The organism is Paraburkholderia sp. CNPSo 3076, assembly GCF_026343935.1.
Taxonomy (GTDB): Bacteria; Pseudomonadota; Gammaproteobacteria; order Burkholderiales; family Burkholderiaceae; genus Paraburkholderia; species Paraburkholderia nodosa.
This window is the reverse complement of sequence record NZ_JAPMAL010000045.1, coordinates 1-25,103: the sequence shown is the minus strand read 5'-3', so window position 1 is coordinate 25,103 and position 25,103 is coordinate 1. Positions and strand designations below refer to the sequence as shown.

General features: G+C 66.6%; 21 protein-coding genes. 8 read left to right on the top strand and 13 right to left on the bottom strand.

The window, feature by feature from the left end; genetic code table 11:
• Nucleotides 1-76 precede the first annotated feature (76 nt).
• Nucleotides 77-697 carry a dTMP kinase gene (gene tmk, locus M3A49_RS36405; RefSeq protein ID WP_028207007.1) on the bottom strand — a complete coding sequence of 207 codons (621 nt, stop codon included), beginning with the start codon at nucleotides 695-697 and terminating at the stop codon, nucleotides 77-79.
• Nucleotides 698-1,708 carry an endolytic transglycosylase MltG gene (gene mltG, locus M3A49_RS36400; RefSeq protein WP_266233191.1) on the bottom strand — a complete coding sequence of 337 codons (1,011 nt, stop codon included), beginning with the start codon at nucleotides 1,706-1,708 and terminating at the stop codon, nucleotides 698-700.
• A gap of 77 nt (nucleotides 1,709-1,785) precedes the next feature.
• On the opposite strand from mltG, the gene M3A49_RS36395 reads away from it, so the two are divergent.
• Nucleotides 1,786-2,805 carry a YgfZ/GcvT domain-containing protein gene (locus tag M3A49_RS36395; protein ID WP_028207005.1) on the top strand — a complete coding sequence of 340 codons (1,020 nt, stop codon included), beginning with the start codon at nucleotides 1,786-1,788 and terminating at the stop codon, nucleotides 2,803-2,805.
• Between the two features lie 91 nt (nucleotides 2,806-2,896).
• Nucleotides 2,897-3,751 (top strand): NRDE family protein, encoded by an 855-nt coding sequence (locus tag M3A49_RS36390; protein ID WP_266233190.1) that lies wholly within the window; start codon nucleotides 2,897-2,899, stop codon nucleotides 3,749-3,751.
• Between the two features lie 7 nt (nucleotides 3,752-3,758).
• Here the strand turns inward: M3A49_RS36390 and M3A49_RS36385 are convergent, their stop codons facing one another.
• The 9 genes from M3A49_RS36385 to M3A49_RS36345 all read right to left on the bottom strand — a co-directional run bounded on the left by M3A49_RS36385 (nucleotide 3,759) and on the right by M3A49_RS36345 (nucleotide 13,766).
• Nucleotides 3,759-4,721, bottom strand: a complete 963-nt coding sequence (locus M3A49_RS36385) for an alpha/beta hydrolase (RefSeq protein WP_266233189.1) — start codon at nucleotides 4,719-4,721, stop codon at nucleotides 3,759-3,761.
• 23 nt (nucleotides 4,722-4,744) lie between these two features.
• Nucleotides 4,745-5,626, bottom strand: coding sequence for an SDR family oxidoreductase (locus M3A49_RS36380; RefSeq protein ID WP_266233188.1), 882 nt, complete (start codon nucleotides 5,624-5,626; stop codon nucleotides 4,745-4,747).
• Nucleotides 5,627-5,714: 88 nt separating this feature from the next.
• Entirely contained in the window at nucleotides 5,715-6,713 is a 999-nt protein-coding gene (locus tag M3A49_RS36375; protein WP_266233187.1) for an NADP-dependent oxidoreductase, read from the bottom strand.
• Between the two features lie 110 nt (nucleotides 6,714-6,823).
• Nucleotides 6,824-7,351 carry a PaaI family thioesterase gene (locus M3A49_RS36370; RefSeq protein WP_266233186.1) on the bottom strand — a complete coding sequence of 176 codons (528 nt, stop codon included), beginning with the start codon at nucleotides 7,349-7,351 and terminating at the stop codon, nucleotides 6,824-6,826.
• An 8-nt stretch (nucleotides 7,352-7,359) separates the two neighbouring features.
• A complete protein-coding gene (locus M3A49_RS36365; protein ID WP_028206999.1) occupies nucleotides 7,360-7,662 on the bottom strand; it encodes a Dabb family protein in 303 nt (100 codons plus the stop codon).
• Between the two features lie 174 nt (nucleotides 7,663-7,836).
• Entirely contained in the window at nucleotides 7,837-9,015 is a 1,179-nt protein-coding gene (locus tag M3A49_RS36360) for an acetyl-CoA C-acyltransferase (RefSeq protein ID WP_266233185.1), read from the bottom strand.
• Nucleotides 9,016-9,068: 53 nt separating this feature from the next.
• Nucleotides 9,069-9,704 carry a bifunctional nicotinamidase/pyrazinamidase gene (gene pncA, locus M3A49_RS36355; protein WP_266233184.1) on the bottom strand — a complete coding sequence of 212 codons (636 nt, stop codon included), beginning with the start codon at nucleotides 9,702-9,704 and terminating at the stop codon, nucleotides 9,069-9,071.
• 46 nt (nucleotides 9,705-9,750) lie between these two features.
• A complete protein-coding gene (locus tag M3A49_RS36350; protein WP_266233183.1) occupies nucleotides 9,751-11,832 on the bottom strand; it encodes a 3-hydroxyacyl-CoA dehydrogenase NAD-binding domain-containing protein in 2,082 nt (693 codons plus the stop codon).
• 245 nt (nucleotides 11,833-12,077) lie between these two features.
• Complete coding sequence (locus M3A49_RS36345) at nucleotides 12,078-13,766, bottom strand: 3-(methylthio)propionyl-CoA ligase (protein WP_266233182.1); 1,689 nt, start codon at nucleotides 13,764-13,766, stop codon at nucleotides 12,078-12,080.
• 157 nt (nucleotides 13,767-13,923) lie between these two features.
• Here M3A49_RS36345 and M3A49_RS36340 point away from each other — a divergent pair, with 157 nt between their 5' ends.
• The 5 genes from M3A49_RS36340 (at nucleotide 13,924) to M3A49_RS36320 (ending at nucleotide 17,782) form a co-directional block, all read left to right on the top strand.
• Nucleotides 13,924-15,522, top strand: coding sequence for a protein adenylyltransferase SelO (locus M3A49_RS36340; RefSeq protein WP_266233181.1), 1,599 nt, complete (start codon nucleotides 13,924-13,926; stop codon nucleotides 15,520-15,522).
• 50 nt (nucleotides 15,523-15,572) lie between these two features.
• A complete protein-coding gene (gene msrB / locus M3A49_RS36335; protein WP_201696977.1) occupies nucleotides 15,573-15,992 on the top strand; it encodes a peptide-methionine (R)-S-oxide reductase MsrB in 420 nt (139 codons plus the stop codon).
• A 102-nt stretch (nucleotides 15,993-16,094) separates the two neighbouring features.
• The gene (locus tag M3A49_RS36330) at nucleotides 16,095-16,628 is read left to right on the top strand and encodes a septation protein A (protein WP_042269484.1); all 534 of its coding nucleotides are present in this window, start codon (nucleotides 16,095-16,097) and stop codon (nucleotides 16,626-16,628) included.
• Nucleotides 16,625-16,933 carry a BolA family protein gene (locus tag M3A49_RS36325; protein WP_028206991.1) on the top strand — a complete coding sequence of 103 codons (309 nt, stop codon included), beginning with the start codon at nucleotides 16,625-16,627 and terminating at the stop codon, nucleotides 16,931-16,933. The genes M3A49_RS36330 and M3A49_RS36325 overlap by 4 nt, the downstream gene beginning before the upstream one ends.
• Nucleotides 16,934-17,002: 69 nt before the next feature.
• Nucleotides 17,003-17,782 carry a peptidylprolyl isomerase gene (locus M3A49_RS36320; protein ID WP_254314012.1) on the top strand — a complete coding sequence of 260 codons (780 nt, stop codon included), beginning with the start codon at nucleotides 17,003-17,005 and terminating at the stop codon, nucleotides 17,780-17,782.
• A 91-nt stretch (nucleotides 17,783-17,873) separates the two neighbouring features.
• On the opposite strand, the gene M3A49_RS36315 is transcribed toward M3A49_RS36320, so the two are convergent.
• On the bottom strand, nucleotides 17,874-18,989 hold the full coding sequence (locus tag M3A49_RS36315; protein WP_266233179.1) for a Fic family protein: 1,116 nt from the start codon (nucleotides 18,987-18,989) through the stop codon (nucleotides 17,874-17,876).
• A 210-nt stretch (nucleotides 18,990-19,199) separates the two neighbouring features.
• Nucleotides 19,200-23,285, bottom strand: coding sequence for a phosphoribosylformylglycinamidine synthase (gene purL, locus M3A49_RS36310; protein WP_266233178.1), 4,086 nt, complete (start codon nucleotides 23,283-23,285; stop codon nucleotides 19,200-19,202).
• Nucleotides 23,286-23,627: 342 nt separating this feature from the next.
• Between purL and M3A49_RS36305 the strand changes: the two genes are divergently transcribed.
• Nucleotides 23,628-24,923: an FAD-dependent oxidoreductase gene (locus M3A49_RS36305; RefSeq protein WP_266233177.1), complete on the top strand. Its 1,296-nt coding sequence runs from the start codon at nucleotides 23,628-23,630 to the stop codon at nucleotides 24,921-24,923.
• Nucleotides 24,924-25,103: the final 180 nt, after the last annotated feature.

Below are 25,103 nucleotides of genomic sequence, written 5' to 3'. Positions count from 1 at the left end.
ATCGGTTAAGCGGCCTTCCGCAGAATTCACATGCAGATCGCGCGGCCCTATAAAAACGCCAAATATCGCCTTGAAATCAAAGCGCTGCGATCACATGCTCGAGTTTTTTGCGAATCGCATCGATGCCCTGCGACGAATCGACGATCGCGAAACGATACGGCGCCTCTTCCGCGCGGCGCAGGTATTCGGTGCGCGTGCGCTTGAAGAACGCGTCGGATTCGCTTTCGAAGCGATCGGGTTCGCGCGCCGCGCCGCGCCGCTCGCTCGCCGTGTCCGGCGGCAGGTCGAACAGCACCGTCAGGTCCGGCTGGAAACCGCCCTGCACCCAGCGCTCCAGCGTTTCGAGCTTGTCACGCGGCAGCCCGCGGCCGCCACCCTGATAGGCGAAGGTGGCGTCGCTGAAACGGTCGGACAGCACCCAGTCGCCGCGCGCGAGCGCGGGCTCGATCACCTTGGCGAGGTGCTCGCGGCGCGCCGCGAACATCAGGAGCGCCTCGGTTTCGAGGTCCATCGGTTGATGCAGCACGAGTTCCCGGATCGACTCGCCAAGCGGCGTGCCGCCGGGTTCACGCGTCATGACGACCGTACGGCCTGTCGGCGCGAGTTTCTGGGCGAGCTGATCGCAAAACCAGGCGAGATGCGTGGTCTTCCCCGCGCCGTCGATGCCCTCGAACGTGATGAATCGGCCCCGCGCCATTTAATTTCCCCGGATGTATTTGTCGACGGCCTTGTTGTGGTCGACAAGATTGTCAGAAAAGACGCTGCCGCCGTCGCCGCGCGCCACGAAGTACAGCGCAGCCGTCGATGCCGGATTGAGCGCCGCCTGGATCGCCGCGACGCCGGGCAGCGCAATGGGCGTTGGCGGCAACCCGAGGCGCAGGTAGGTATTGTAAAGAGTGTCCGACTGCAGATCGCGCTTGCGCAAATGCCCCGCGTAGTTGTCGCCCAGACCGTAGATCACGGCCGGATCGGTCTGCAGCGGCATGCCCACTTTCAGGCGATTCGAGAACACGGCCGCGACGAGCGCGCGGTCGGCGGCGCGGCCCGTCTCCTTTTCGACGAGCGACGCGAGCGTCAGCGCCTCGTAGGGCGATTTCAGCGGCAAGCCGGGCGCACGCGCGGTCCACGCTTCGTTCAGACGCGTCTGCATCAGGTGGTAGGCGCGCCGGTACACGTCGAGATCGCTCGAGCCCTTGTCGAACAGATAGGTGTCGGGGAAAAACAACCCTTCGCCGCTGCCGTTCGGCGCGGGCGGCGCGCCGATCGCCGCGAGCAGCCCGGCGTCGCTCATGCCGGCCGTGTCGTGGCGCAGCGCGGGGTTCGCGTCGAGTTCGGCGCGCATGTGCTTGAAGGTCCAGCCTTCGATGATGGTGGCGACAGACTCGTTCACGTCGCCGAGCGCCATCTTCTGCAGCACGTCATAGGGCGTGATGCCCGCCTTGAACTCGTAGTTGCCCGATTTGAGCTGACTCTGCAAGCCGAGCACGCGCGTCATGAGCACGAAAAGTTGCGTCTGCACAGGCACGCCGCCGCGCCGCAATTGCAGGGTGACGCTGCGCACGGTGCTGTGCGGCTTGATGGTGACGTCGAGCTGCGGGGCGGCCAGTTCGAGCGGCGTGGTGGCCCAGCGCCATACACCGCCTGCCGCGGCGGCGCCAATCACGACTAGCGCGGCGCCGGCAACAAGGCATTTCTTCAGAAGGGACATGGAAACACGACTCAGGGGGACCTCATATAATAACTGCTTGCCCTCGCTAAAGTCAGGATTGACTGTTCCCCGAATCCATGAACTCACCGCTCGATCCCGCTTCCACGCTTTCCGTTCCTGAATCCACGGCCGACTTCGACGCCGTTCTGAAAGGCGGCGCCTACGCGATCCTGCCGCAGTTCGGCGTGATCGACGCCAATGGCGACGACGCCGCGACCTTCCTGCACAGCCAGCTCACCAACGACGTCCAGCATCTCGACGTGGCCGGCGCGCGCCTCGCGGGCTACTGCTCGCCCAAGGGCCGTCTGCTCGCCTCGTTCCTGACCTGGAAGACCGGTGACACGATCCGTCTCCTGATCTCGAAGGACGTGCAGGCATCAGTGCAAAAACGCCTGTCGATGTTCGTGCTGCGCGCCAAGGCCAAGCTCACCGACGACAGCGACAAGCTGCTCGTGGTGGGCCTCGCCGGCGACGTGCGCGGCGCGCTCGCGAGCGTGTTCGACGCGCTGCCCGACGGCGTGCACGTGAAGGTGGACGACCCCGCAGGCACGCTGATCCGCGTGCCCGATGCGGCCGGCGTGCTGCGTTATCTGTGGGTCGGCCCGAAAGAAGCGGTGCAGGAGCGCCTCGCGAAGCTCGACGGTTTGGTGAAACGCGTGTCGCCGGCGGTGTGGGACTGGCTCGACATTCGCGCGGGCGAGCCGCGCATCACGCAAGCCGTGAGCGAGCAGTTCGTGCCGCAGATGGTCAACTACGACGTGCTGGGCGGCGTGAACTTCCGCAAGGGCTGCTACCCTGGCCAGGAAATCGTCGCGCGCAGCCAGTATCGCGGCACGATCAAGCGCCGCACCGCGCTCGCCAATGTGGCCGCGAATCTGGACGCCGCGCATGCGGGCGCCGAACTCTTTCATTCGGACGACCCGAGCCAGCCGTGCGGCATGGTCGTGAACGCCGCCGCCGCGCCCGAGGGCGGTGTCGATCTGCTCGCCGAGATCAAGCTTGCCGCGCTCGAAACGGGCAGCGTGCATCTCGGCGCTGCGGACGGTCCCGCGCTGCGCGTGTTGCCGCTGCCGTACGCGTTGCCGGCCGAAATTTGACGCTGCGCACCGCGTCCACCGCGCGCGAGGCGCCTGGCGCCTCGCGTTGCGTGGGCGCGGCCCCAGACCCGACCCTGCAAGGGCCAACTCCATGTGCCTGATCGTGTTCGACTGGCGTCCACGCGCGAGCGGCGGCACGCTTTTCACGCTCGCGGCCAACCGCGACGAGTTCCTGCGCCGCACCGCCGACCCGCTGCACTGGTGGAACGCCGCGGACGACGTCACGTCGCCGGGCAGTTCGGCAACGGGCGTGCTGGCGGGCCGCGATCTCGTGGGCGGCGGCACGTGGCTCGGCATGACGCGCGGCGGCCGCTTCGCCGCGCTCACGAACTATCGCGCGCCGAACGACATGCGCCCCGACGCGCCCACTCGCGGCACGCTCGTCTCGCGCTGGCTGACCGGCGCGCAAGGTCTCCCCGATACGCCGCTCGGCTATCTCGACGAGATCGCGCGCTCGGGCGATCTCTACAACGGCTTCAATCTGATCGTCGGCGACTGGACGCGGCGCGAGCTGGCGTGGTACTGCAATCGCACGGACCGTGCGCCGGCCTTGCTGCCCGAAGGCACGCACGGCATTTCGAATGCCGTGCTCGACACGCCGTGGCCCAAGCTCGTACGCAAGCGCGCGGAACTCGCGCAGCTCGCGACGGGCGACGCGCAAGTCCCACTCGCGCGGCTCGTGGACATGATGCGCGACCCGCAGGTCGCGCCCGACCGCGAATTGCCCGCCACGGGCATTTCGCTCGAACGCGAACGCGCGCTTTCCGCGGCATTCATCGAAACGCCCGACTATGGGACGCGCGGCACCACGGCGCTGCGCGTCACGCTGCGCGGCACCCTGCTGGATGTGGAAGCGCTCGAGCGCAGCGACGACGACGGCGCGCATCGCGTCGTCCGCCCGGGCGCCTTCGAGCGCCACGAGACCTACACCGTCGAAAGAGGCTGAGCGCGTTTCAGTCGCCCGTGCCGAACGCCACGCGCAGCGCGTGGGCGGCCTGCTGCTGTGCGCGCCGCGCCTCGTCGATGAACGCGCCCATCTTGATGAACTCGTGAATCACGCCGTCGTAACGCACGAGCGTGACCTCGTTGCCGACTTCGCGCAGCTTTTGCGCGTAGGCCTCGCCTTCGTCCACGAGCGGATCGAATTCGGCCACGCCGATCCATGCGGGCGCGACGCCGCGAAAATCGGGCTCGCCGCGCGTGCCGTCGAGCGGCGCGAAGCGCCAGTCGTCGCGGTCCGAGTCGTTACGCACGTAGTGGTCGAAGAACCACTGGATCGTCGGCGCGGTCAGCAAGTGGCCATCGGCAAGACGCTGGTGCGATTCGCTCTGCTGATGCGCGCTCACCGCCGGATAGAACAGCAGCTGCAGCACCGGCGCGATACCCGCGTCGCGCGCCAGCACCGCGCAGACCGTGGCGAGCGTGCCGCCCGCACTGTCGCCGCCCACGGCGAAGCGCGAGGCGTCGAGCGCGTATTCGGCCGCGTGCGCGTGGAGCCACGCGTAGGCGTCGAAGGCATCATGCACCGCGGTCGGGAAACGATGTTCGGGCGCGAGCCGATAATCCACGGAAAACACGGCGCAGCGCGCGTCGCGCGCGAACATGCGGCACAGCGCAGCGTGCGTGTCGACGCTGCCGATCGTGAAGCCGCCGCCGTGATAGTAGACGAGCACGGGCAACGGTTCCGCCCAGTGCGGCTCGACCGGCAGATAAAGGCGCGCGCGGATCGTCGCGCCGTCACGCATGGGCACCTGCAGGTCTTCCACGCCATGCATCGGCGCAGACGGGATTTCGAGCACCGACGCGCTCTTTTCATACTCGGCGCGCGCCTCCCGCGCCGTCTGCTCGTGGTAAGGCGCGCGGCCCGTGCGGGCGGCCATGTCGAGCACGAGTGCGATCTTCGCGGTGAGTGGCATGGCACGGGCCCCGTGCGCCGCGTTTATTGCGGCGCTTTCTTGACTTCAGGTTTGAGCGAGAGCGGATCGGTCGGGTTGCGCAATGTTTCGATGTCCTCATGACGCAGCTTCACCGAAGGAAGAATCTGCGGATGCGTGAGGATATAGAAGCGCCCTTCCCGCACGGCGTCGAACGTCGCCTTCGCGACGTCGTCGGGCGTGAGCTTGCCGGAACGCACCGCGCGCTGCAACTGCAGATCGGCGGCTTGCTGCGAGCGCGTGGGCGGCGCCTGGTTGCGCAGATCGTCGGGGCGGCTGCGCTCGGCGTTCGCAATGCCGGTCGACACGAAGGCCGGACACAGCAGCGAGCAGCTCACCTTGTCGGTCACGTTCTTCAGGTCGTGATAGAGCGTCTCGGTGAGCGAGACGACGGCATGCTTGGACGCGTTGTACACGCCCATGGCGGGCGGCGAAAGCAGCCCAGCCACCGAAGCCGTGTTGACGATATGCGCGCGCTCGCCCTGCGCGAGCATGGCTGGCGTGAAGCTGCGCACGCCGTTGGCCACGCCCATCACGTTCACGCCGAACACCCAGTCCCAGTCCTGCGCGCTGCTTTCCCACACGAAGCCGCCGGTGCCGACGCCTGCGTTGTTGAAGAGCAGATGGACTTTGCCATAGGTGTCGAGCGCGGCCTTCGCGAGTGCGTCGACCTGCGTCGCATCGCGCACGTCGGTGCGCACGCCGATGGCCTGCGCGCCGCCTTCGCGCAATGCAGTGACGGTTTCGTCGAGCAGCGTCTGATCGACATCGGCGAGCACGAGCTTCATGCCGAGCGCTGCGGCCTGCTGCGCGAACGCGCGGCCAAAGCCGCTTGCCGCGCCCGTGATGACGGCGACGCGGCCGTCGAACTCAAACGGTTCGGACATTGCGAATCCTGGGGTGAAAGTTGCTGTGAATACTGAGCACGGAAAAGCGAAGCGCCCTTTCCGGGCGCTTGCACTGACAGTGAAACCGTTAGATCAGCTTGACGAGCTGCTTACCGAAGTTCTGGCCTTTGAGCATGCCGAGGAACGCGCTGGGCGCGTTCTCGAGCCCGTCGGCCACGGTCTCACGATACGCGAGCTGCTGCTTCGCGACCAGCGTACCCAGTTCGGTAAGCGCCTGCGGCCACACTTCCATGTGCTCGCTCACGATGAAGCCCTGCACGAGCAGGCGCTGCGTGAGCAGCAGTTGCGGATACCTGAGCGGCATCGGCTCGCCGTCGTAACCGGCGATCATCCCGCACAGCGCGATGCGGCCGAACGCGTTCATGCGCGCGAGCGTAGCGTCGAGCACCGCGCCGCCCACGTTCTCGAAGTAGCCGTCCACGCCGTCCGGCGTCGCGGCCTTGAGGTCCGGATAGAGATTGCCGGCCTTGTAATCGACGCATGCGTCGAAGCCGAGCGTATCCACGACATAGCGGCATTTTTCTGCGCCGCCCGCGATACCCACCGCGCGGCAACCCGCGCGCTTCGCAAGCTGGCCAACCACGCTACCCACCGCGCCGCTCGCCGCGCTCACGACGACGGTTTGCCCCGCCTTCGGCTCGATGATGCGATTCAGGCCGTACCACGCGGTGACGCCCGGCATGCCCACCGGTCCGAGGTACGCGGAAAGCGGCACATGCGTCGTATCGACGACCCGCAGGTCACTGCCGTCCGAGGTGCCGAACTCCTGCCAGCCGAACATGCCCACGACCTTGTCGCCGACCTTGAACTTCGCGTTGCGCGACTCGACCACCTCGCCCACCGTGCCGCCGATCATCACCGAGTCGAGCGGCTGCGGCGCCGCATACGACTTGCTGTCGTTCATCCGCCCGCGCATGTACGGATCGAGCGAGAGGTAGTGGTTGCGCACGCGCAGCTGGCCCTCTTCGAGCGGTGCGAGCGGCGTTTTGACGAGGTGGAAGTTATCGATGCTCGCGGCGCCTTCCGGGCGCGAAGCGAGCAGGATCTGGCGATTGGTCTGGGTCATGGCGTCCGTGTTGCTTCGTTGGGCGCGGCGAGGCGTTGCACGCCTGCCGCGCGAGAGAACAGCAATCGGGCGCGCACGAGCAAAGCCGTCGCACGCGCCCGATTGCGCGTTTAACCGTCGCTCGGCCCTGGCCGCGCGCTGGGGTCGCTGCGCAGACGCTGACGCGTCACGTCGCGGCCCACTGCAAGCCGGCGCATGTACTTGAAGGTGCCGAGCGCCTTGGCGACGAAATGGCCTTCGCTGTCGCGAATCTCGCCTTCGCAATAGGCCATCGTGGTGGAACGGTGCAGCACGCGGCCGGTGGCGCGCAATTCGCCGCGCCCCGGCTGCATGAAGTTCACTTTCATTTCGACGGTGACGACGCCCACGCCGTCGGCGGCGACGCTGCGCGCCGCCATGGCGAGCGCGATGTCGGCGAGCGTCATCGTGACGCCGCCGTGCGCGACGTCCCACGTATTCAGATGCCGCTCGGCGAGCGGCAGCACGACTTCGCTCGCGCCGTCACGCGCGCTCACGAGTTGCGCGCCGAGATGCTCGACGAAGGGACTCTCGATGATCGTGAGCGATGGTTGCGCTTGTTGAGCGTCTTCGCCTTTTGGCGCGCCGCCGCCCTGCGATTGATCTGCGGTACCGGTCATGATGCGTTTCAGACCACGTAATCCACGCACTGGCGCGACTCGACCACGAGCTTCGCGAACTGCTTCACGACGAGATGCTCGGGGTGGTCCTGATAGCCGTCGAGCGCGGCCTGATCGGCGAAGTCGGAAACGAGCACGAGGTCGAACGTGGAAGCGAGGCCCGGGCCGGCCACGCCGACTTCGAGGTGCAGCGTGCCCGGCACGAGATCGCGGCAGGCTTCGAGCAGCGCCTTGAACTTCACGACGTTCTCGGCACGCGTCGCGCCTTCTGCCGACTCCTTGAGCTTCCACATCACGATATGACGAATCACGAACTCACCTCTTTCAGTCTGCATGGGAACAGGCGCCGCACCGTGCGCGCGCCGACAGCCGTCATGATACCCGCAGCGACTCGAGCGCGAGGGCGGCCCGGCGCGCGTATAGCAGCGGGAAAGCGGTGAAATCGTGAGTGCGGCAGCGGACATGCCCACTGCCGCGCCCCGGCGTCAGACGACTTCGAAGAGGCCCGCAGCGCCCTGCCCGCCGCCGATGCACATCGTCACCACGACGAACTTCGCGCCGCGGCGCTTGCCTTCGATGAGCGCGTGGCCCGTGAGGCGAGCGCCCGACACGCCATACGGGTGACCGACGGCAATCGCGCCGCCGTTCACGTTCAGGCGGTCGGCGGGAATGCCGAGCTTGTCGCGGCAATACAGCACCTGCACCGCGAACGCTTCGTTCAGCTCCCACAGGCCGATGTCCTCGACCTTCAGGCCCGTCTGCTTGAGCAGCTTGGGCACGGCGAACACGGGACCGATGCCCATCTCGTCCGGCTCGCAGCCCGCCACGGCGAAGCCGCGGAAGATGCCGAGCGGCTGCAGGCCTTCGCGCTCCGCGACTTTCGCGTTCATGACGACACAGGCGCTCGCACCGTCCGAGAACTGGCTCGCGTTACCGGCCGTGATGACGCCGCCCGGCATCGCCGTGCGGATCTTCGCAACGCCTTCGAGCGTGGTGTCGGCGCGAATGCCTTCGTCGGCTGCGATCGTCACTTCCTTCGTGACGAGCTGCCCCGTCGCCTTGTCGGCAACCCCGGCGAGCACCGTCATCGGCACGATTTCGTCGTTGAAGAGACCCGCTGCCTGCGCGGCCGCCGCGCGCAACTGCGACTGCACGCCGTACTCGTCCTGGCGCTCCTTCGAGATTTCATAGCGCTTCGCGACCGTCTCGGCCGTTTGCAGCATGCTCCAGTAGATTTCGGGCTTGTGCTGGTTGAGCCAGCCTTCGGCCACCATGTGGCGGTTCATCTCGTTCTGCACGCACGAGATCGATTCCACCCCGCCCGCGACGAACACGTCGCCTTCGCCCGCGATCACGCGTTGCGCAGCGAGTGCGATCGTCTGGAGTCCGGATGAACAGAAGCGGTTCACGGTCATGCCCGGCACGCTCACGGGCAGGCCCGCGCGCAGCGCGATCTGGCGCGCGATATTCGCGCCCGTGGCGCCTTCGGGGTTCGCGCAGCCCATGATCACGTCTTCCACGCGCGCGGGGTCGATCTTCGCGCGCTCGACGGCGGCTTGCGTCACGTGCCCGCCGAGCGTGGCGCCGTGCGTCATGTTGAAGGCGCCCTTCCAGGATTTGGCGAGGCCCGTGCGGGCGGTCGATACGATTACGGCGTCAGTCATGCGATGTCTCCCACTACGAATATTGAATCCAGAGGATGTCTTTGATTGGACGTTCAGGCGGACAATGCCAGCACCTCAGCCGATTGCGCGCGCTTCACACCGGCGGCAAGCAACTGCTGCCACGCGGCGGCAAGCGAGCCGTTCAGGTCGATGGCGCGCGAGGCGTCTTCGATCAGCACGGTTTCGAAGCCCGCGGCGCACGCGTCGAGCGCCGACCACGCCACGCAATAGTCGGTCGCGAGGCCGCAGCAGTACACGCGCTTCACGCCCACGTCGCGCAGATAACCCGCGAGGCCCGTGGGCGTCTTGCGGTCGGCTTCGAGAAACGCGGAGTAGCTGTCCACGTCGGCGTGATGACCCTTGCGGATCACCGCGCGCGCGTGCGGCACGTTCAGGTCGCGATGCAGCGCAGCCCCTTCGGTGCCCTGCACGCAATGCACGGGCCATAACACCTGCTCGCCGTAGGGCAGCGCCGTCGTCTCGAACGGCGCGCGTCCCGCGTGGTTGGCCGCAAACGATACGTGCTGTGCCGGGTGCCAATCCTGCGTGAGCACCACGTGGCTGAAGCCCTGCGCGAGCCGGTTCGCGACCGGCACGACTTCATCGCCATGCGCGACGGCAAGCGCGCCGCCGGGCATGAAGTCGTATTGCAGGTCGATCAGCAGGAGCACGTCGTCTGCGCTTCTCATGATGTTCGTTCGCCTGTTCGTCCGCTGTTGCGTCCGTGAATGATGCTTAGTTAAACGTACCGCCCGTGGCAGCCAGATCGACAATCGAAGGCGCGACTTCCCACGCCTCGCCATTGCGCTGCTGCGCGTAGCGGCGAATGGCGCGCTCGACGTTGTAGAGGCCGACCGTGTCGGCATACAGCATCGGGCCGCCACGCCACAGCGGGAAGCCGTAGCCCGTGAGATAGACCATGTCGACGTCTGACGCCTTCGAAGCGATGCCCTCCTCGAGAATCTTCGCGCCTTCGTTGACGAGCGAGAACACGAGACGCTCGACGATTTCCTCGTCGCTGATCTTGCGGCGCTCCACACCGGCTTCCTTCGAGTACGCCACGATCATCTCGTCGACGAGTTTCGAAGGCAGCGCGTTGCGCTCGCCCGCCTTGTAGTCGTACCAGCCCGCGCCGGTCTTCTGCCCGAAGCGGCCGGTCTCGCACAGACGGTCGGCGATCTTCGAGTACTTCATGTCCGGGTGTTCCTGATAACGGCGCTTGCGAATAGCCCAGCCAATATCGTTGCCGGCCAGGTCGCTCATGCGGAACGGACCCATCGCGAAGCCGAACTTCTCGATCGCCCGGTCCACTTGCGCGGGCAGCGCGCCCTCTTCGAGCATGTAGAGCGCCTGACGCACGTACTGTTCGATCATGCGGTTGCCAATGAAGCCGTCGCACACGCCCGAAACCACGGCCGTCTTGCGGATCTTCTTCGCGACCTGCATGACGGTGGCGAGCACGTCCTTGCCCGTTTCCTTGCCGCGCACGACTTCGAGCAGCTTCATTACATTGGCAGGACTGAAGAAGTGCAGACCCACCACATCCTGCGGACGCTTCGTGAACGCCGCGATCTTGTCGACGTCGAGCGTCGAGGTGTTCGAGGCGAGGATCGCGCCAGCCTTGGCGACTTCGTCGAGGCGCTTGAACACCTGCTCCTTCACGCCGAGTTCTTCGAACACGGCTTCGATGATGAGATCGGCTTGCTTGAGGTCGTCGTAGGAGAGCGTCGGGCTGATGAGCGCCATGCGCGCTTCCACCTTCTCCTGCGTGAGCTTGCCCTTCTTGACCTGCGCTTCGTAGTTCTTGCGGATCGTGGCAAGGCCGCGATCGAGCGCTTCCTGCTTCGTTTCCAGCAGCGTGACCGGCACGCCCGCGTTGAGGAAGTTCATCGTGATGCCGCCGCCCATCGTACCCGCGCCGATCACCGCGACCTTCTGGATGTCGCGCGTGGGCGTGCTCGACGGCACATCGGGAATCTTGCTCGCAGCGCGCTCGCCGAAGAACGCGTGGCGCAGCGCGCGGCTTTCCGGCGTCTGCACGAGTTCGAGGAAGCATTCGCGCTCAAAGGCGAGGCCCTTTTCGAAGCCCTGCTTCACACCCGCCGCGATGGCGTCGACGCACTTGACCGGCGCGGGGTAGTTCTTCGCTATCGCGCCAACGGAGTTGCGCGAGAACTGCAGGAAGCCTTCGGCGTTCGCATGTTCGATTTTGCGGTTGCGTACGAGCGGATGCGGGCCCGGTTTGTCGGCCGCCTTGCGCGCGAATGCGATCGCCTCGTCGAGCAGATCGCCTTGCGTCATGGCGTCGAAGAGCCCCGAATTCACGAGCTTTTCGCTCATCACCGGCGCGCCCGTGACGATCATGTTGAGCGCGGCTTCAAGGCCGATCGCACGCGGCAGACGCTGCGTGCCGCCCGCACCCGGCAGAATGCCGAGCTTCACTTCGGGCAGCGCGATCTGCGCGCCGGCAGCGGCGACCCGGTAGTGCGCGCCGAGCGCCAGTTCGAGACCGCCGCCCATGGCCACGCTGTGGATCGCGGCCACGACCGGCTTCGCGCTCTTTTCGACTTCCTTGATGACGGTGTGGAGCGTGGGCTCCTGCATCGCCTTGGGCGTGTTGAACTCGGTGATGTCCGCGCCGCCCGAGAACGCCTTGCCGGCGCCGGTGATCACGATGGCCGCAACGGCCGGATCGCTCGCGGCGCGCGCGAGGCCCTCGACAATGCCTGCGCGGGTCGAATGCCCGAGGCCGTTGACGGGCGGATTATTGAGCGTGATGACGGCGACGCCGTCGCGAGTCGTGTAGTCCACTGCCATTTGCCTGCCTCCATGCTTGCGGGCCGCGATGTGCGTCGTCGGCATCATTGTCCGACATTCCCGGTCAGCAGGCAGAATACCCAAAAAAGAACGTTCGTTCAATTTTTTGCTGCGCCGCGGACGCCAGGGTTTGTACTGACCGTACGAATCTGGCGGGTCGGCGGGCAAAAGTCGGAAGAAAAAAAACGCAGCCAGATGGCTGCGCCGGAGAACCTTGCGCGGCTGCGCGGGTGGCTCGGGGCGGCCTACCCGGGCTTCGCGGCGTCTTGCGCCGGGTCGAACGGACACCCCTCCACCGCGAGCGCAGTCGGCAGCACGTATGCGCGGAACTGCTCGCGCAGCTTGAGCTTTTGCAGCTTGCCCGTTGCCGTGTGCGGCAATTCGTCGACGAACACGGCGTCGTCGGGCAGCCACCATTTCGCGATCTTGCCTTCGAAGTACGCGAGCAGTTCTTCACGCGTGACCGCGGCGCCGGGCTTCTTGACCGCGACGATGAGCGGCCGCTCGGTCCAGCGCGGGTGCGCGCAGGCAATGCACGCGGCCTCCGCGATGGCCGGATGCGCCACTGCGATGTTTTCCAGGTCGATCGAACTGATCCACTCGCCGCCCGACTTGATCACGTCCTTGCTGCGGTCGGTGATGTGCAGGAAACCGTCGGGGTCGATCGTGGCGACGTCGCCCGTGGGGAACCAGCCGTCCACGAGCGGCGAGCCGCTTTCCTGGCGGAAATAACGGTCGATCACCCACGGCCCGCGCACGTGCAGGTCGCCGAACGTCACGCCATCCCACGGCAATTCCCGCCCGTCTTCGCCCACGATCTTCATGTCCACGCCGAAAATCACGCGCCCCTGCTTTTCGAGCAGCGCCTGCTGCGCTTCGCGCGGGCGCTCCGACTGCTCCCAGTTGAGCCTCGAGAGCGTGCCGAGCGGCGACATTTCCGTCATGCCCCACGCGTGGATGGTCTGCACGCCGTAGTCGTCCTCGAAGGCGCGTTGTATCGCCGGTGGGCACGCCGAGCCGCCGACCACGGTGCGCCGGAGCGTGGTAAAACGCACGCCGGCTCCGCGCACATACGCCAGCAAGCCGAGCCAGACCGTGGGCACGCCGGCCGAGGTGGTGACGCCTTCCGCTTCCATGAGTTCGTAGAGCGACTTGCCGTCGAGATCCTTGCCGGGCAGCACGAGTTTCGCGCCCGTGAGCGGCGCCGCATGCGGAATGCCCCATGCGTTCACATGGAACATCGGCACGACCGGCATAATGGCATCGCGCGCGGAAAGCCCCATTGCGTCGGGCAGCGACGCGCCATACGCATGCAGCACGGAAGAGCGGTGCGTGTAGAGCGCGCCTTTCGGGTTGCCCGTGGTGCCGGACGTGTAGCAAAGGTTCGAGGCGCTGCGCTCGTCGAGTTCGGGCCACACGTAGTTGCCGTCCTGCGCGGCGAGCAGCGTTTCGTAGCAGAGCACTTCCGTGCGCATTGCCGGCCGGTGCGACTCGTCGCACAGCGCGACCCAGCCGCGCACGTTCGGGCATTGCGGCGCGAGTGCGTCGACGAGCGCGGCGAACGTGGTGTCGAACAGCACGTAGCGGTCGTCGGCGTGATTGACGATCCACGCGACCTGCTCGGGAAAGAGCCGCGGATTGACGGTGTGGCACACGGCGCCGAAGCCCGTCACGCCGAAATAGGCTTCGAGGTGCCGGTAGCCGTTCCAGGCCAGCGTGCCGACGCGCTCGCCCGGCGCCACGCCCAGCGCCACCAGCGCCTGGGCAAGCTGCTTCGAGCGCACCTCGCACTCGCGGTACGTGTAACGATGAATATCGCCCTCGACGCGGCGCGAGACGATCTGCGCGCTGCCATGATGGCGCGCCGCATGCGCGATCAACGACGGGAGCGTGAGCGGCACATCCATCATCTGTCCCAGCAGCGGCGCACTCATCGGTAGCGGTCTCCTTCGCGTTTGATCGGCGTTCGGTGTCGTTGTCTTTCGCGTACTACGTTCTCGTCTGTCGCTGGCGCGCCGGCAAGCTTCGAACGCGCCCCAGCACGCCGGCGGGTGCGGACTTACAATATCGAGTATTCAACAGGCCCTCAATATGTCGTTTTCACCAGGCACTCCCGACTCCCAAGGCGGCTCGTCCGCTACGCACACGCCCGCCACCGGTCCGCTCGCCGACTTCGAACGCGCATTGATCGTGCCGCGCGACGACGCCTTTGCCGCACTCGGCGCCCGCTTTTACACGCGACTGCCCGGCGCGCCGCTGCCTGCGCCTTACGTTGTCGGCTTCTCGAACGCCATGGCCGCGCAACTCGGGCTCGATGCGTCCGCTGTCGCCGATCCCGCGTTCGCCGGGTTCTTCAGCGGGAATTTCACGCGCGAGCGCTCGCCTTCGGCCATGTCGTACGCAACGGTCTACTCCGGCCACCAGTTCGGCGTGTGGGCGGGCCAACTCGGCGACGGCCGCGCGCTCACGCTCGGCGAGGTCGAGCACGATGGCACGCGCAACGAGATTCAGCTCAAAGGCGCGGGCCGCACGCCCTACTCGCGCATGGGCGACGGCCGCGCGGTGCTGCGCTCGTCGATCCGCGAATTTCTGTGCTCGGAGGCCATGCATCATCTTGGCATTCCGACCACGCGCGCACTCACGGTAATCGGCTCCGACCAGCCCGTGCGTCGCGAAGACATGGAAACGGCTGCGGTCGTTACGCGCGTGTCGCCGAGCTTCGTACGCTTCGGCCACTTCGAGCACTTCTATTCTCACGACGACGTGGACGCGCTGCGCGCGCTCGCCGACCACGTGATCGCGCGCTTCTATCCGCAACTGCGCGACGCCGACGACCCGTACCTCGCCCTGCTCGACGAAGCGGTGCGCAGCACGGCGGCGCTGATGGTCGAGTGGCAGGCCGTGGGCTTCTGCCACGGCGTGATGAACACCGACAACATGTCGATCCTCGGCCTCACGATCGACTACGGTCCGTTCGGCTTCATGGACGGCTTCGACGCCAACCACATCTGCAATCATTCGGATTCGCAGGGCCGCTACGCGTACCGCATGCAGCCGCAGATCGCGTACTGGAATCTCTTCTGCCTCGCGCAGGCGCTCGTGCCGCTGTTCGGCGCGCACTACGAGATCGCCGACGAAAAGAAGCGCGGCGAACGCGTGGTGGCCGACGCGCAAGGTGTGCTCGAACGCTTCAAGGGGCACTTCGCGCCCGCGCTCGAAGCGCGCATGCGCGCGAAGCTCGGCCTCGAACACGAGCGCGAAGGCGACGACGCGCTCGCGAACAAGCTGTTCGAAATCATGCATGCGAACCGTGCCGATTTCACGCTCACATATCGCCACCTCGCGGGCGTCTCGAAGCATGACGCGAGCGGCGACACGCCGGTGCGCGATCTCTTTCTCGATCGAGCCGCCTTCGACGCCTGGGCCGCCGACTACCGCGCGCGCCTCGCGCACGAATCACGCGACGACGCCGCGCGCGCAGCAGCGATGAACCGCACCAATCCGAAATACGTGCTGCGCAATCACCTTGCGCAAACGGCGATCGAGCGCGCCGCGCAAAAGGACTTCAGCGAAGTCGAGCGGCTCGCCAAGGTGCTGGAGCGGCCATTCGACGAGCAGCCCGAAAACGCGTCGTACGCAGGGCTGCCGCCCGACTGGGCGAGTTCGCTCGAAGTCAGTTGCTCTTCGTGAGCGCGCCCCCATCTACGTGATCCTTGTTTCCCACCCGACAGGAACCCAACATGAGCCAGGACGACCATAACTCCACCGCCTACCCGGGCTACAAAGCCGACGAGCAATGGCGGGAGCAGCTCGACGACGCGCAGTATCAGGTCACGCGCCACGCCGCGACCGAGCGCGCGTTCACGGGCAAGTACTGGGACCACTTCGATCGGGGCGTCTATGACTGTGTGTGTTGCGGCACGCCGCTCTTCGAGTCCGACACGAAATTCGACGCGGGCTGTGGCTGGCCGAGCTACTTCCGCCCGATCAACGGCGAGGTGATCGAGGAGAAAACCGACCGCACGCACGGCATGTTGCGCATCGAGGTGCGCTGCAAGAACTGCGGCGCGCACCTCGGCCACGTGTTCGAGGATGGTCCGGCCCCGACGGGCCTTCGGTATTGCATCAATTCGGCTGCGCTACAATTCGAGCCCAAGTGAACGTTGGCAAGGTAGCCCCGCGCCCCGCGCGGGGCGCAATGCGGCCTTGACAGCGTCGTGCCCTCTTTTGCCGGGCTCAATTCGTCAACTCTCAGGCCGATAATGAAATTCCTGTTTGATCTGTTCCCGATCATCCTCTTTTTCGTCGCCTTCAAGCTGTGGGGCATCTTTACGGCTACGGCCGTGGCGATTGGAGCTACGCTCGTGCAGATCGCGTGGGTCGCATTCCGTCACCGCAAGGTCGACCCGATGCTGTGGCTTTCGCTCGGCATCGTCGTCGTGTTCGGCGGCGCCACGCTGATGCTGCACGACGAGACCTTCATCAAGTGGAAACCCACCGTGCTCTACTGGGCGTTCTCGGTCGTGCTGCTCGTTTCGCAAGTGGCATTCGGCAAGAACCTCATCGAAGCGATGATGGGCAAACAGATCACCCTGCCGCCGCGCATCTGGACGCAACTGAACTTCGTCTGGTCGATCTTCTTCGCGCTGCTCGGCATTCTCAATCTCTTCGTGGCCTTTCACTTTTCTACCGACGCGTGGGTCGACTTCAAGCTGTTCGGCGCGACCGGCATCCTCGTGGTGTTCATCGTCGGCCAGAGCCTGTGGCTTTCGCGTTACATGAAGGAAGAAGAATGAGCGACGTCTTTCTCAACGCCAGCCCCGCCGAGCGCATGGCGCTCATCGAAACGCGCCTGACCGCGGCGCTCGCCCCCGTTTCCATCGACGTGCGCGACGACAGCGCGCAGCACGCTGGACACGCGGGCGCCGCTGCCGGCGGTCACTATCATGTCACGATCGTTGCGGGCGCATTCGCGGGGAAAGCCCGCGTGGCAAGGCACCGCATGGTGTATGATGCGCTGGCCGAGGCCATGCAGCGCGGCATCCACGCACTCGCGATCACGGCGCTCACGCCCGAAGAAGCCGCGGCGCTGCCCCGGTAGCCCACGTTAGATTCCGACCTGCTTGATCCTTTTGTTCGCCATTTTGGTTCGCCCCGTTAGGACTTTCCGATGACCTTGAAGAAAACCCATCTTTGGGTGTTGCTGGCTGCGTTTGCGGCGGCTCCCGCCTTTGCGCAGAACATCGCCGTCGTGAACGGCACGCCGATTCCCAAAGCGCGCGCCGATGCGCTGATCGACCAGCTCGTGCATCAAGGCCAGCAGGATTCGCCGCAGCTTCAGATGGCCGTGCGTGAAGAGCTCGTGAATCGGGAAATCCTCATGCAGGAAGCCATTCGCGAAGGCATTCCGAACAAGCCGGACGTGAAGGCGCAAATCGCCGTGGCACAGCAAACCGTCGTGCTGCGCGCGTTGATCGAAAACTTCGTGAAGAACAACCAGCCGAGCGACGCCGAAGTCAAGGCGCGCTACGACCAGTTGACCAAGGATGCGGGCGGCAGCGAATACCACCTGCATCACATCCTCGTGGACAACGAGCAGCAGGCCAAGGACCTGATCGCGAAGATCAAGGCTGGCGCCAGCTTCGAAGACCTCGCGAAGCAGTACTCGAAGGACCCGGGCTCGGCCAAGAACGGCGGCGACCTCGACTGGTCCGATCCGAAGGCTTATGTGCCGGAATTCGCGACCGCGGCCACGCATCTGCAAAAAGGCCAGATGACCGATACGCCGGTGCACACGCAGTTCGGCTGGCACATCATCCGCGTGGACGACATCCGCCCGGTCACGCCGCCGCCGCTCGAACAGGTGCGCCCGCAGATCGTCCAGCAGATCCAGCAGGAAAAGCTGCAGGCGTTCGAAGAGAACCTGCGCAAGCAAGCGAAGATTCAGTAAGGTTGCATGGCGGCTCGTTTGCCGCGCATTTGCCGCTTTCGCTGTTCTAAAAACCCCGCGACCTTCGAAGGCGCGGGGTTTTTGTTTGCGGCTACGCGTTGAGCTCGTAGCTCGTGCTGCGGCCGCCCCCCTCCGCCTTGCGCAGCACGCCGAGCGTCACCAGGTCGTTGATGTCGCGTAATGCCGTATCGGACGAGCATTTGGCGATGGCCGCCCATTTGCCGCTCGTGAGCTTGCCGTCGAAGCCGTCGAGCAAGCGGTTCAGGAGCTTGACCTGGCGCTCGTTGAACGGCGTCGTGGCCCACTCGCGCCAGAAGCGCGCCTTGGCGAGCACGGCGTCCAGCGTGATTTGCGCCTGATCGACGGCGCGATGCAGCGCGTCGAAGAACCACGCGAGCCATAGCGTGACATCCGTCGAGCCGCGCTGCGTGCGCTCGAGAATGTCGTAATAGCCTTTGCGCTCCCGCTGAATCTGCGCGGAGAGGCTGTAAAAGCGCTGCGCACTGCCGTCCGCGCGCGCGAGCAGCAAGTCGCCGATGGCCCTTGCCACGCGGCCGTTGCCGTCGTCGAACGGGTGCAGCGTGACGAACCACAAGTGGCCGAGAGCGGCCTTGATCAGCGGCGGCTCTTGCGCCGGGCCGTTGAGCCAGTCGAGAAAGCCCCGCGTTTCGGCTTCCAGCCGGTTCGCGGGCGGCGCCTCGAAATGCACGCGTTGACGGCCGATCGGCCCCGAGATCACCTGCATGGGTCCGCTCGCATCGTCGCGCCATGCACCGACGTTGATCCGCGACAGGCCCGCGTAGCCCGTAGGAAACAGTGCGGCGTGCCAGCCGAACAGGCGCTCGCGCGTGACCGGCGCGCGGCTATTGGTGGTCGCGTCGAGCACCATCTCCACCACGCCTTCCACGTGGCGGTCCACCGGCGCGAGCGCACCGATGTCCACGCCCATGCGCCGCGCGATCGACGAACGCACGGAGGCGACGTCGAGTTGCTCGCCCTCGATCTCGCTGGTCTTGAGCACGTCCTCCGTCAGGGCCGCGAGGCTCGCCTGATCGCGCAGCGCCAGGCCGACATCGGCCAGCCTGCCCACCAGCAAGCCCTGGGCGCGGCTGACCTCGGCCATGGGCTCGGCCAGCGCCGCCAGATCGAAGCGCCACTGAGGCCAGTCGCCGGCTTGCCAGATGTAGGAGTATTCGCCGCTATTCATGCGGCGATTATGAGACGTATTCGCCGCATGCACAACCCAATCACCGCAAAAAATGCGGCGATTAACGCTGCTATTCGCCGCAAGACCGCGCCGATCAACGCCCAAAAGACAAAAACCCCGGCCCGCACTCGCAATCGAGGCATGACCGGGGTTTTCCACCAAGGCAAGTCGCCTTTGGCGTGCCCTGGCGTCAACCGTCCGCGAGGCGCGTTAGCCCACCCACTTGCGCGCGTTCTGGAACGCACGCATCCACGGGCTTGCCTCGCCCCAGGCTTCGGGGTGCCAGCTCATCGTCACCGTGCGCTGCACGCGCTCGGTGTGCGGCATCAGCACGGTGAAGCGGCCGTCGGGCGTCGTGACCGAGGTGATGCCTTGCGGCGAGCCGTTCGGATTGAACGGGTAGGCTTCGGTCGCCTGGGCGCGATGGTCGACGTAGCGCATCGCCACCGCAACCTTCGAGATGTCGCCCTGCTGCGCGAAGTCCGCGAAGCCTTCGCCGTGCGCGACCGCCACCGGAATGCGCGAGCCTTCCATGCCGTTGAAGAAGATCGACGGCGAGCCCTGCACTTCCACCAGCGAGAAGCGCGCTTCGAACTGCTCGGACTTGTTGCGCGTGAACTTCGGCCAGGCTTCGGCGCCCGGGATCATCGAGGCGAGGCTCGACATCATCTGGCAGCCGTTGCAGATGCCGAGCGCAAACGTGTCCTCGCGCGCGAAGAACGCCGCGAACATGTCCGCGAGCTTCGCATTGAAGCGGATCGTCTTGGCCCAGCCTTCGCCCGCGCCCAGCACGTCGCCGTACGAGAAGCCGCCGCAGGCCACCGCGCCCGCGAAGTCGGCGAGCGTGGCGCGGCCTTCGAGCAGGTCGCTCATGTGGACGTCGTGCGCGTCGAAGCCGGCGCGGTCGAACGCGTACGCGGTTTCGAGGTGCGAGTTCACGCCCTGTTCGCGCAGGATCGCCACGCGCGGACGCGCGCCCTTGCCGATGAACGGCGCGGCGACGTCCTCGGCCGGATCGAAGGTGAGATGCGGTTGCATGCCCGGATCGCCGGCGTCGAGCAGCGCGTCGTATTCGGAATCGGCGCACGCGGGGTTGTCGCGCAGACGCGCAATGCGCCAGCTCACTTCGCTCCACACGCGTTGCAGTTCCGCACGCGGCGCTTCGTAGATGCGCTTGGCGTCACGGTAGATTTCGATCGAGTCGCGCGGATTCAGCGTGCCGATCACGTGCGAGCATACCGAGAGGCCATGCTGACGCAGCACGCCCATCACGACGTCGCGCTGCTGTGCGGGCACCTGGATCACGGCGCCGAGTTCTTCGGAGAAGAGCGCGCGCAGCGTGCGGTCTTCGCGGCGGCCGCTCGTTTGCTTCGCCCAGTCCTTGGCGTCGCCGTAGTCGGACTCGTGCTCGCTGTCGAGCGCGAGCATGTCCACGTTCAGCGACACGCCCGTGCGGCCCGCGAAGGCCATTTCGCAGACCGTCGCCCACAGGCCGCCGTCCGAGCGGTCGTGGTACGCGAGCAGTTGCTCGTTCGCGTTCAGTTGCTGGATGGCCGTGAAGAACTGCTTGAGGTCTTCGGCGCTATCCACGTCGGGCACCGCGTCGCCGACCTGCTGCGTGACCTGCGCGAAAATGCTGCCGCCCATGCGGTTCTTGCCGCGGCCCAGATCGATCGCGATCAGCACCGATTCGCCCACTTCGTCGACGCGGCGCAGTTGCGGCGTGAGATGGCGGCGCACATCGTCGACCGGCGCGAACGCCGAGATGATGAGCGAGACCGGCGCGACCACTTCCTTTGCCACGCCTTCCTCATTCCACTTCGTGCGCATGGAGAGCGAATCCTTGCCTACCGGAATGCCGATGCCCAGCGCCGGGCACAACTCCATGCCGATCGCCTTCACGGTGTCGTACAGCGCGGCGTCCTCGCCCGGTGCGCCGCACGCGGCCATCCAGTTCGCGGAGAGCTTGAGCTTGTCGAGCGAGAGGATCGGAGCGCTGGCGATGTTGGTGATCGCCTCGCCCACGGCCATGCGGCCCGATGCGGGCGCATCGATCACGGCGAGCGGCGTGCGCTCGCCCATCGTCATCGCTTCGCCCTTGTAGCCGGCGTAGTCGAGCGCGGTGATCGCGCAGTCGGCCACCGGCACCTGCCATGGGCCGACCATCTGGTCGCGCACCGTCGTGCCACCCACCGAGCGGTCGCCGATGGTGATGAGGAACGACTTGCTGCCCACGGTCGGGTGGCGCAGCACGCTCTTCGCGACTTCGTCGAGCGAGACGCCCGTGACTTCGACCGGCGCGAGCGGCATGCTCGCATGCTCGACATTGCGGTGCATGCGCGGCGGCTTGCCGAGCAGGATGTCCATCGGCATGTCGACGGGCTGGTGGCCGCCGTTGGCCGCGAGCGCGTGCTCGTCGGCGTCGATGAGCTTCAGGTCGCGCGCGTCGGTCGCGACGCCCACGACGGCGAACGGGCAGCGCTCACGCTCGCAGATCGCCTGGAACTCCGCCAGATCGGCGGGTGCGATCGCGAGAACGTAGCGTTCCTGCGATTCGTTCGACCAGATTTCGCGCGGCGAAAGACCCGACTCTTCGAGCTGCACCTTGCGCAGTTCGAAGCGCGCGCCCTTGTCCGCGCCGTCGACGAGTTCCGGGAAGGCGTTGGAAAGGCCGCCTGCGCCCACGTCGTGAATGCTCAGGATCGGGTTGCGCTCGCCCAGTTGCCAGCACGAGTTGATGACTTCCTGCGCGCGACGCTCGATTTCCGGGTTGCCGCGCTGGACCGAGTCGAAGTCGAGTTCGGCGGTGTTGGTGCCGGTGGCCATCGAGCTGGCCGCGCCGCCGCCCATGCCGATGCGCATGCCCGGACCGCCGATCTGGATCAGCAGCGTGCCGGCCGGCAGGTCGTGCTTGTGCGTGTGCTGCGCGCTGATGTTGCCGAGGCCGCCCGCGATCATGATCGGCTTGTGATAGCCGCGCACGGTGCCCGCCACGTTCTGCTCGTAGGTACGGAAATAGCCGCCGAGGTTCGGCCGGCCGAATTCGTTGTTGAACGCGGCGCCACCGAGCGGGCCGTCGATCATGATCTGCAGCGGCGACGCGATACGGTCCGGGCGGCCGTAGGCGCCCTGCGTGTCGGCGGGGTTGCGCAGCGCGAGCGGCACGGCCGCGTCGCGGGCGTCTTCCCATGCTTCGCGCGCGTCGGGCAGATCGAGGTTCGAAACCGTGAAGCCCGTGAGGCCGGCCTTCGGACGCGCGCCGCGGCCCGTCGCGCCTTCGTCGCGGATTTCGCCGCCCGAGCCCGTTGCCGCGCCCGCGAACGGCGAGATCGCCGTGGGGTGGTTGTGCGTCTCCACCTTCATTAGCGTGTGCGTGAGTTCGGTGTGGCGGCCATAACGTTCACCCGGCTCGCCCTGCGTGCCGTCGGCGTTGTCCCTGCGCGGGAACCAGCGCTCCGCGACCGCGCCTTCCATGATCGACGAGTTGTCCGAGTACGCGACGATCGTACCCTGCGGGCTGATCTTCTCGGTGTTGCGGATCATCGCGAAGAGCGACATATCCTGATCCTGGCCGTCGATCGTCCAGCTCGCGTTGAAGATCTTGTGGCGGCAGTGCTCGCTGTTGGCCTGCGCGAACATCATCAGCTCGACGTCGGTCGGGTTGCGCTCGAGCTTCTTGAAGTTTTCGACGAGGTAGTCGATTTCATCGTCGGCGAGCGCGAGCCCCAGCTCGCCGTTGGCCGCCTCCAGCGCCGCCCGGCCGTGGCCGAGCACGTCGACCGTCTGCATCGGGCGGGCCGGCAGTTCGTCGAACAGATGCAGCGCCGCGTCGCGCGACGGCGCCACGCTCTCCGTCATGCGGTCGTGCAGCGCCGCGGCGACAGCGGCGTGCGCCTCATCCGAAAGCGTCTTCTTGCCGCCGAGCAGGCCCGACTTGAGCACCACGGTGTATTCGACGCCGCGCTCGATACGGCGCACCTGCTCGAGGCCGCAATGGTGCGCGATGTCCGTGGCCTTGCTCGCCCACGGCGACACGGTGCCGAAGCGCGGCACGACGAGGAACGTGAGCGCGCTGCCGCGCTCCTGCGGTGCCGCGAACGGCGCGCCGTAGTGCATCAGCGCTTCGATCTTCGCGCTGTCGTCAGCGGAGAGCTGCGTAGCCGAATTGACGAAATGCAGATACTGGCCGTACACGCCGACGATGTTCGCGTCGATACGCTGAAGCGTCTCGAGCAGGCGGGTCTGACGGAAGTCGGAAAGGGCCGAAGCGCCGGGGAAACACGAGAAGTGGGCCATGGACTGGGGCGTTGCGTCGAGGTTGCGTCAGAGTTGCGTCACGGCTTCGCCTCGCGCGAAACACGTCGCAAGGTGGCGATGCGTCGCGCGGGGGATGGCGACGGTCAGGCGAAGGGAGACCGCGATTATAACCCGGAAGGCTTGCCCTGACCGCCCCGGCGGCCATGCGCAACGCGTGTGGCAAGCCGGCCTCGCGCATGGCGATGCGGACGCTTTCGCTGCTATGATTGCGCGTTTCGTCTGATCGGCGCACCCGGGCATGGCTTCGGCGCGCTGCACGCCCCACCTTCGGCAGGACGCCCTCACCCGAGCGAGCGCCACCTGCCTGCAGATCGTATCGTCATGGATGTCATCGTCATCGGCGGCGGAATCGCCGGCATCGCTACCGCCTGGCAGCTGCGCGCGGCCGGGCATCGCGTCTGCGTGATCGAACGCCACGCCACTGTCGCGCAAGGCGCGACCTACGGGCATAGCGGCATTGCGCTGCCCACGCCGCTCGACGTCTGGTTCGGCCCCACCTTCCTGCGCAATGGCCGTCAGTCGTCCGGCGGCGTGATCAGCAAGACAGGCTGGCGCGGCCAGGCGCACGGTTTCGCCAAGCGCCTTGCCACGCTGCACGGCTCCGAGGCGTTCGCCGAGCGCTATGCGCTGCTGCGCCCGCTCATCGACTCGGCGCAAGCGGTGCTCGCCGACATCGACGCGCGCTTCCAGCTCGATTACGAGCAGCGCGACGGCCTGCTCTACCTCGTGCGCGGCAACGACGAATGGTCGCTCACGCAACCGGCCCTCGAGCTGCTGCGCCGCTTCGAGACGCCGCACCACGCGCTTTCGCCCGCGGAATGCGTGGCTTTCGACCATGCCATCCCCGCCGATCCGCCGTTTGCGGGCGGCGTGCGCTTCGAGACCGGCCGGGTAGCCAACTGCCCGCTCTTCGTGAAGCTGCTCAAGCAGGTGCTCGACGCCCAGGGCGGCGTGCAGTTCGAGATGAGCCGCGAGGTCAGCGCGATCCGCCTGGAAGACCGGCGCGCGGCCGTGGAACTCGCGCCGCCTGCGCACGAAGCGGGCCGCTCGCGCGACGTCGAGGTGATCTCGGGCGACGCCGTCGTGGTCGCCGCGGGCGCGCAAACGCCGCGGCTTCTCACGCCGCTCGGCCTCAAGATGCCGTTCTATCCGCTGCGCATGCACACGCTCAATTCGCCGGTGGCGCACGAGGAATGCGTGCCGCAGACCACGATCGTCGATGCCGGCAAGCGCATCGCCATCGCGCGCATGAATCACCGGCTGCGCATATCGGGCGCCGCCGTGCTGCTGCGCGCGCAGGAAGTCGACGACGCGCTGCCCGAGGCGCTCACCGAAGACGCCCTCGCGCTGCTCGGCGAGGCGTCGCGCGACTGGGCGCCGGGCGCCGCGCGCATTTCGGCCTCGCTCGCGTGGGAGGGCATGAAGCTGCTCTCCGCCGACGGCCTGCCGGCGGTCGGTAGCGTGAGCCATCCGCGCCTCTACGTCAACGCAGGCCACGGGCCGGCAGGCTGGGCGCTTTCGCTCGGCTCGGCGCGTCTCATCGCCCAGCAGATCTCGAACACCGCGCCTGAGCTGCCGGCCGATACCATCAAGGCGCTCCAGCCGGGCCGCGATTGAGCGGCGCTCGCGTGTGCGGCGTTGCCGCGCCGCCGTGCCCGTCCACCGCGCGCCTGGGGCGTGCCGTCTGAGCGCTTGCTCGGGTATCGTTGCGATGTCGCCTCTCTGGACCGCATCGTCATGACGCACGCTCCACACTCCTCTGGCACCGGGCAACCGGTGCTCACCTACCCGCACGAT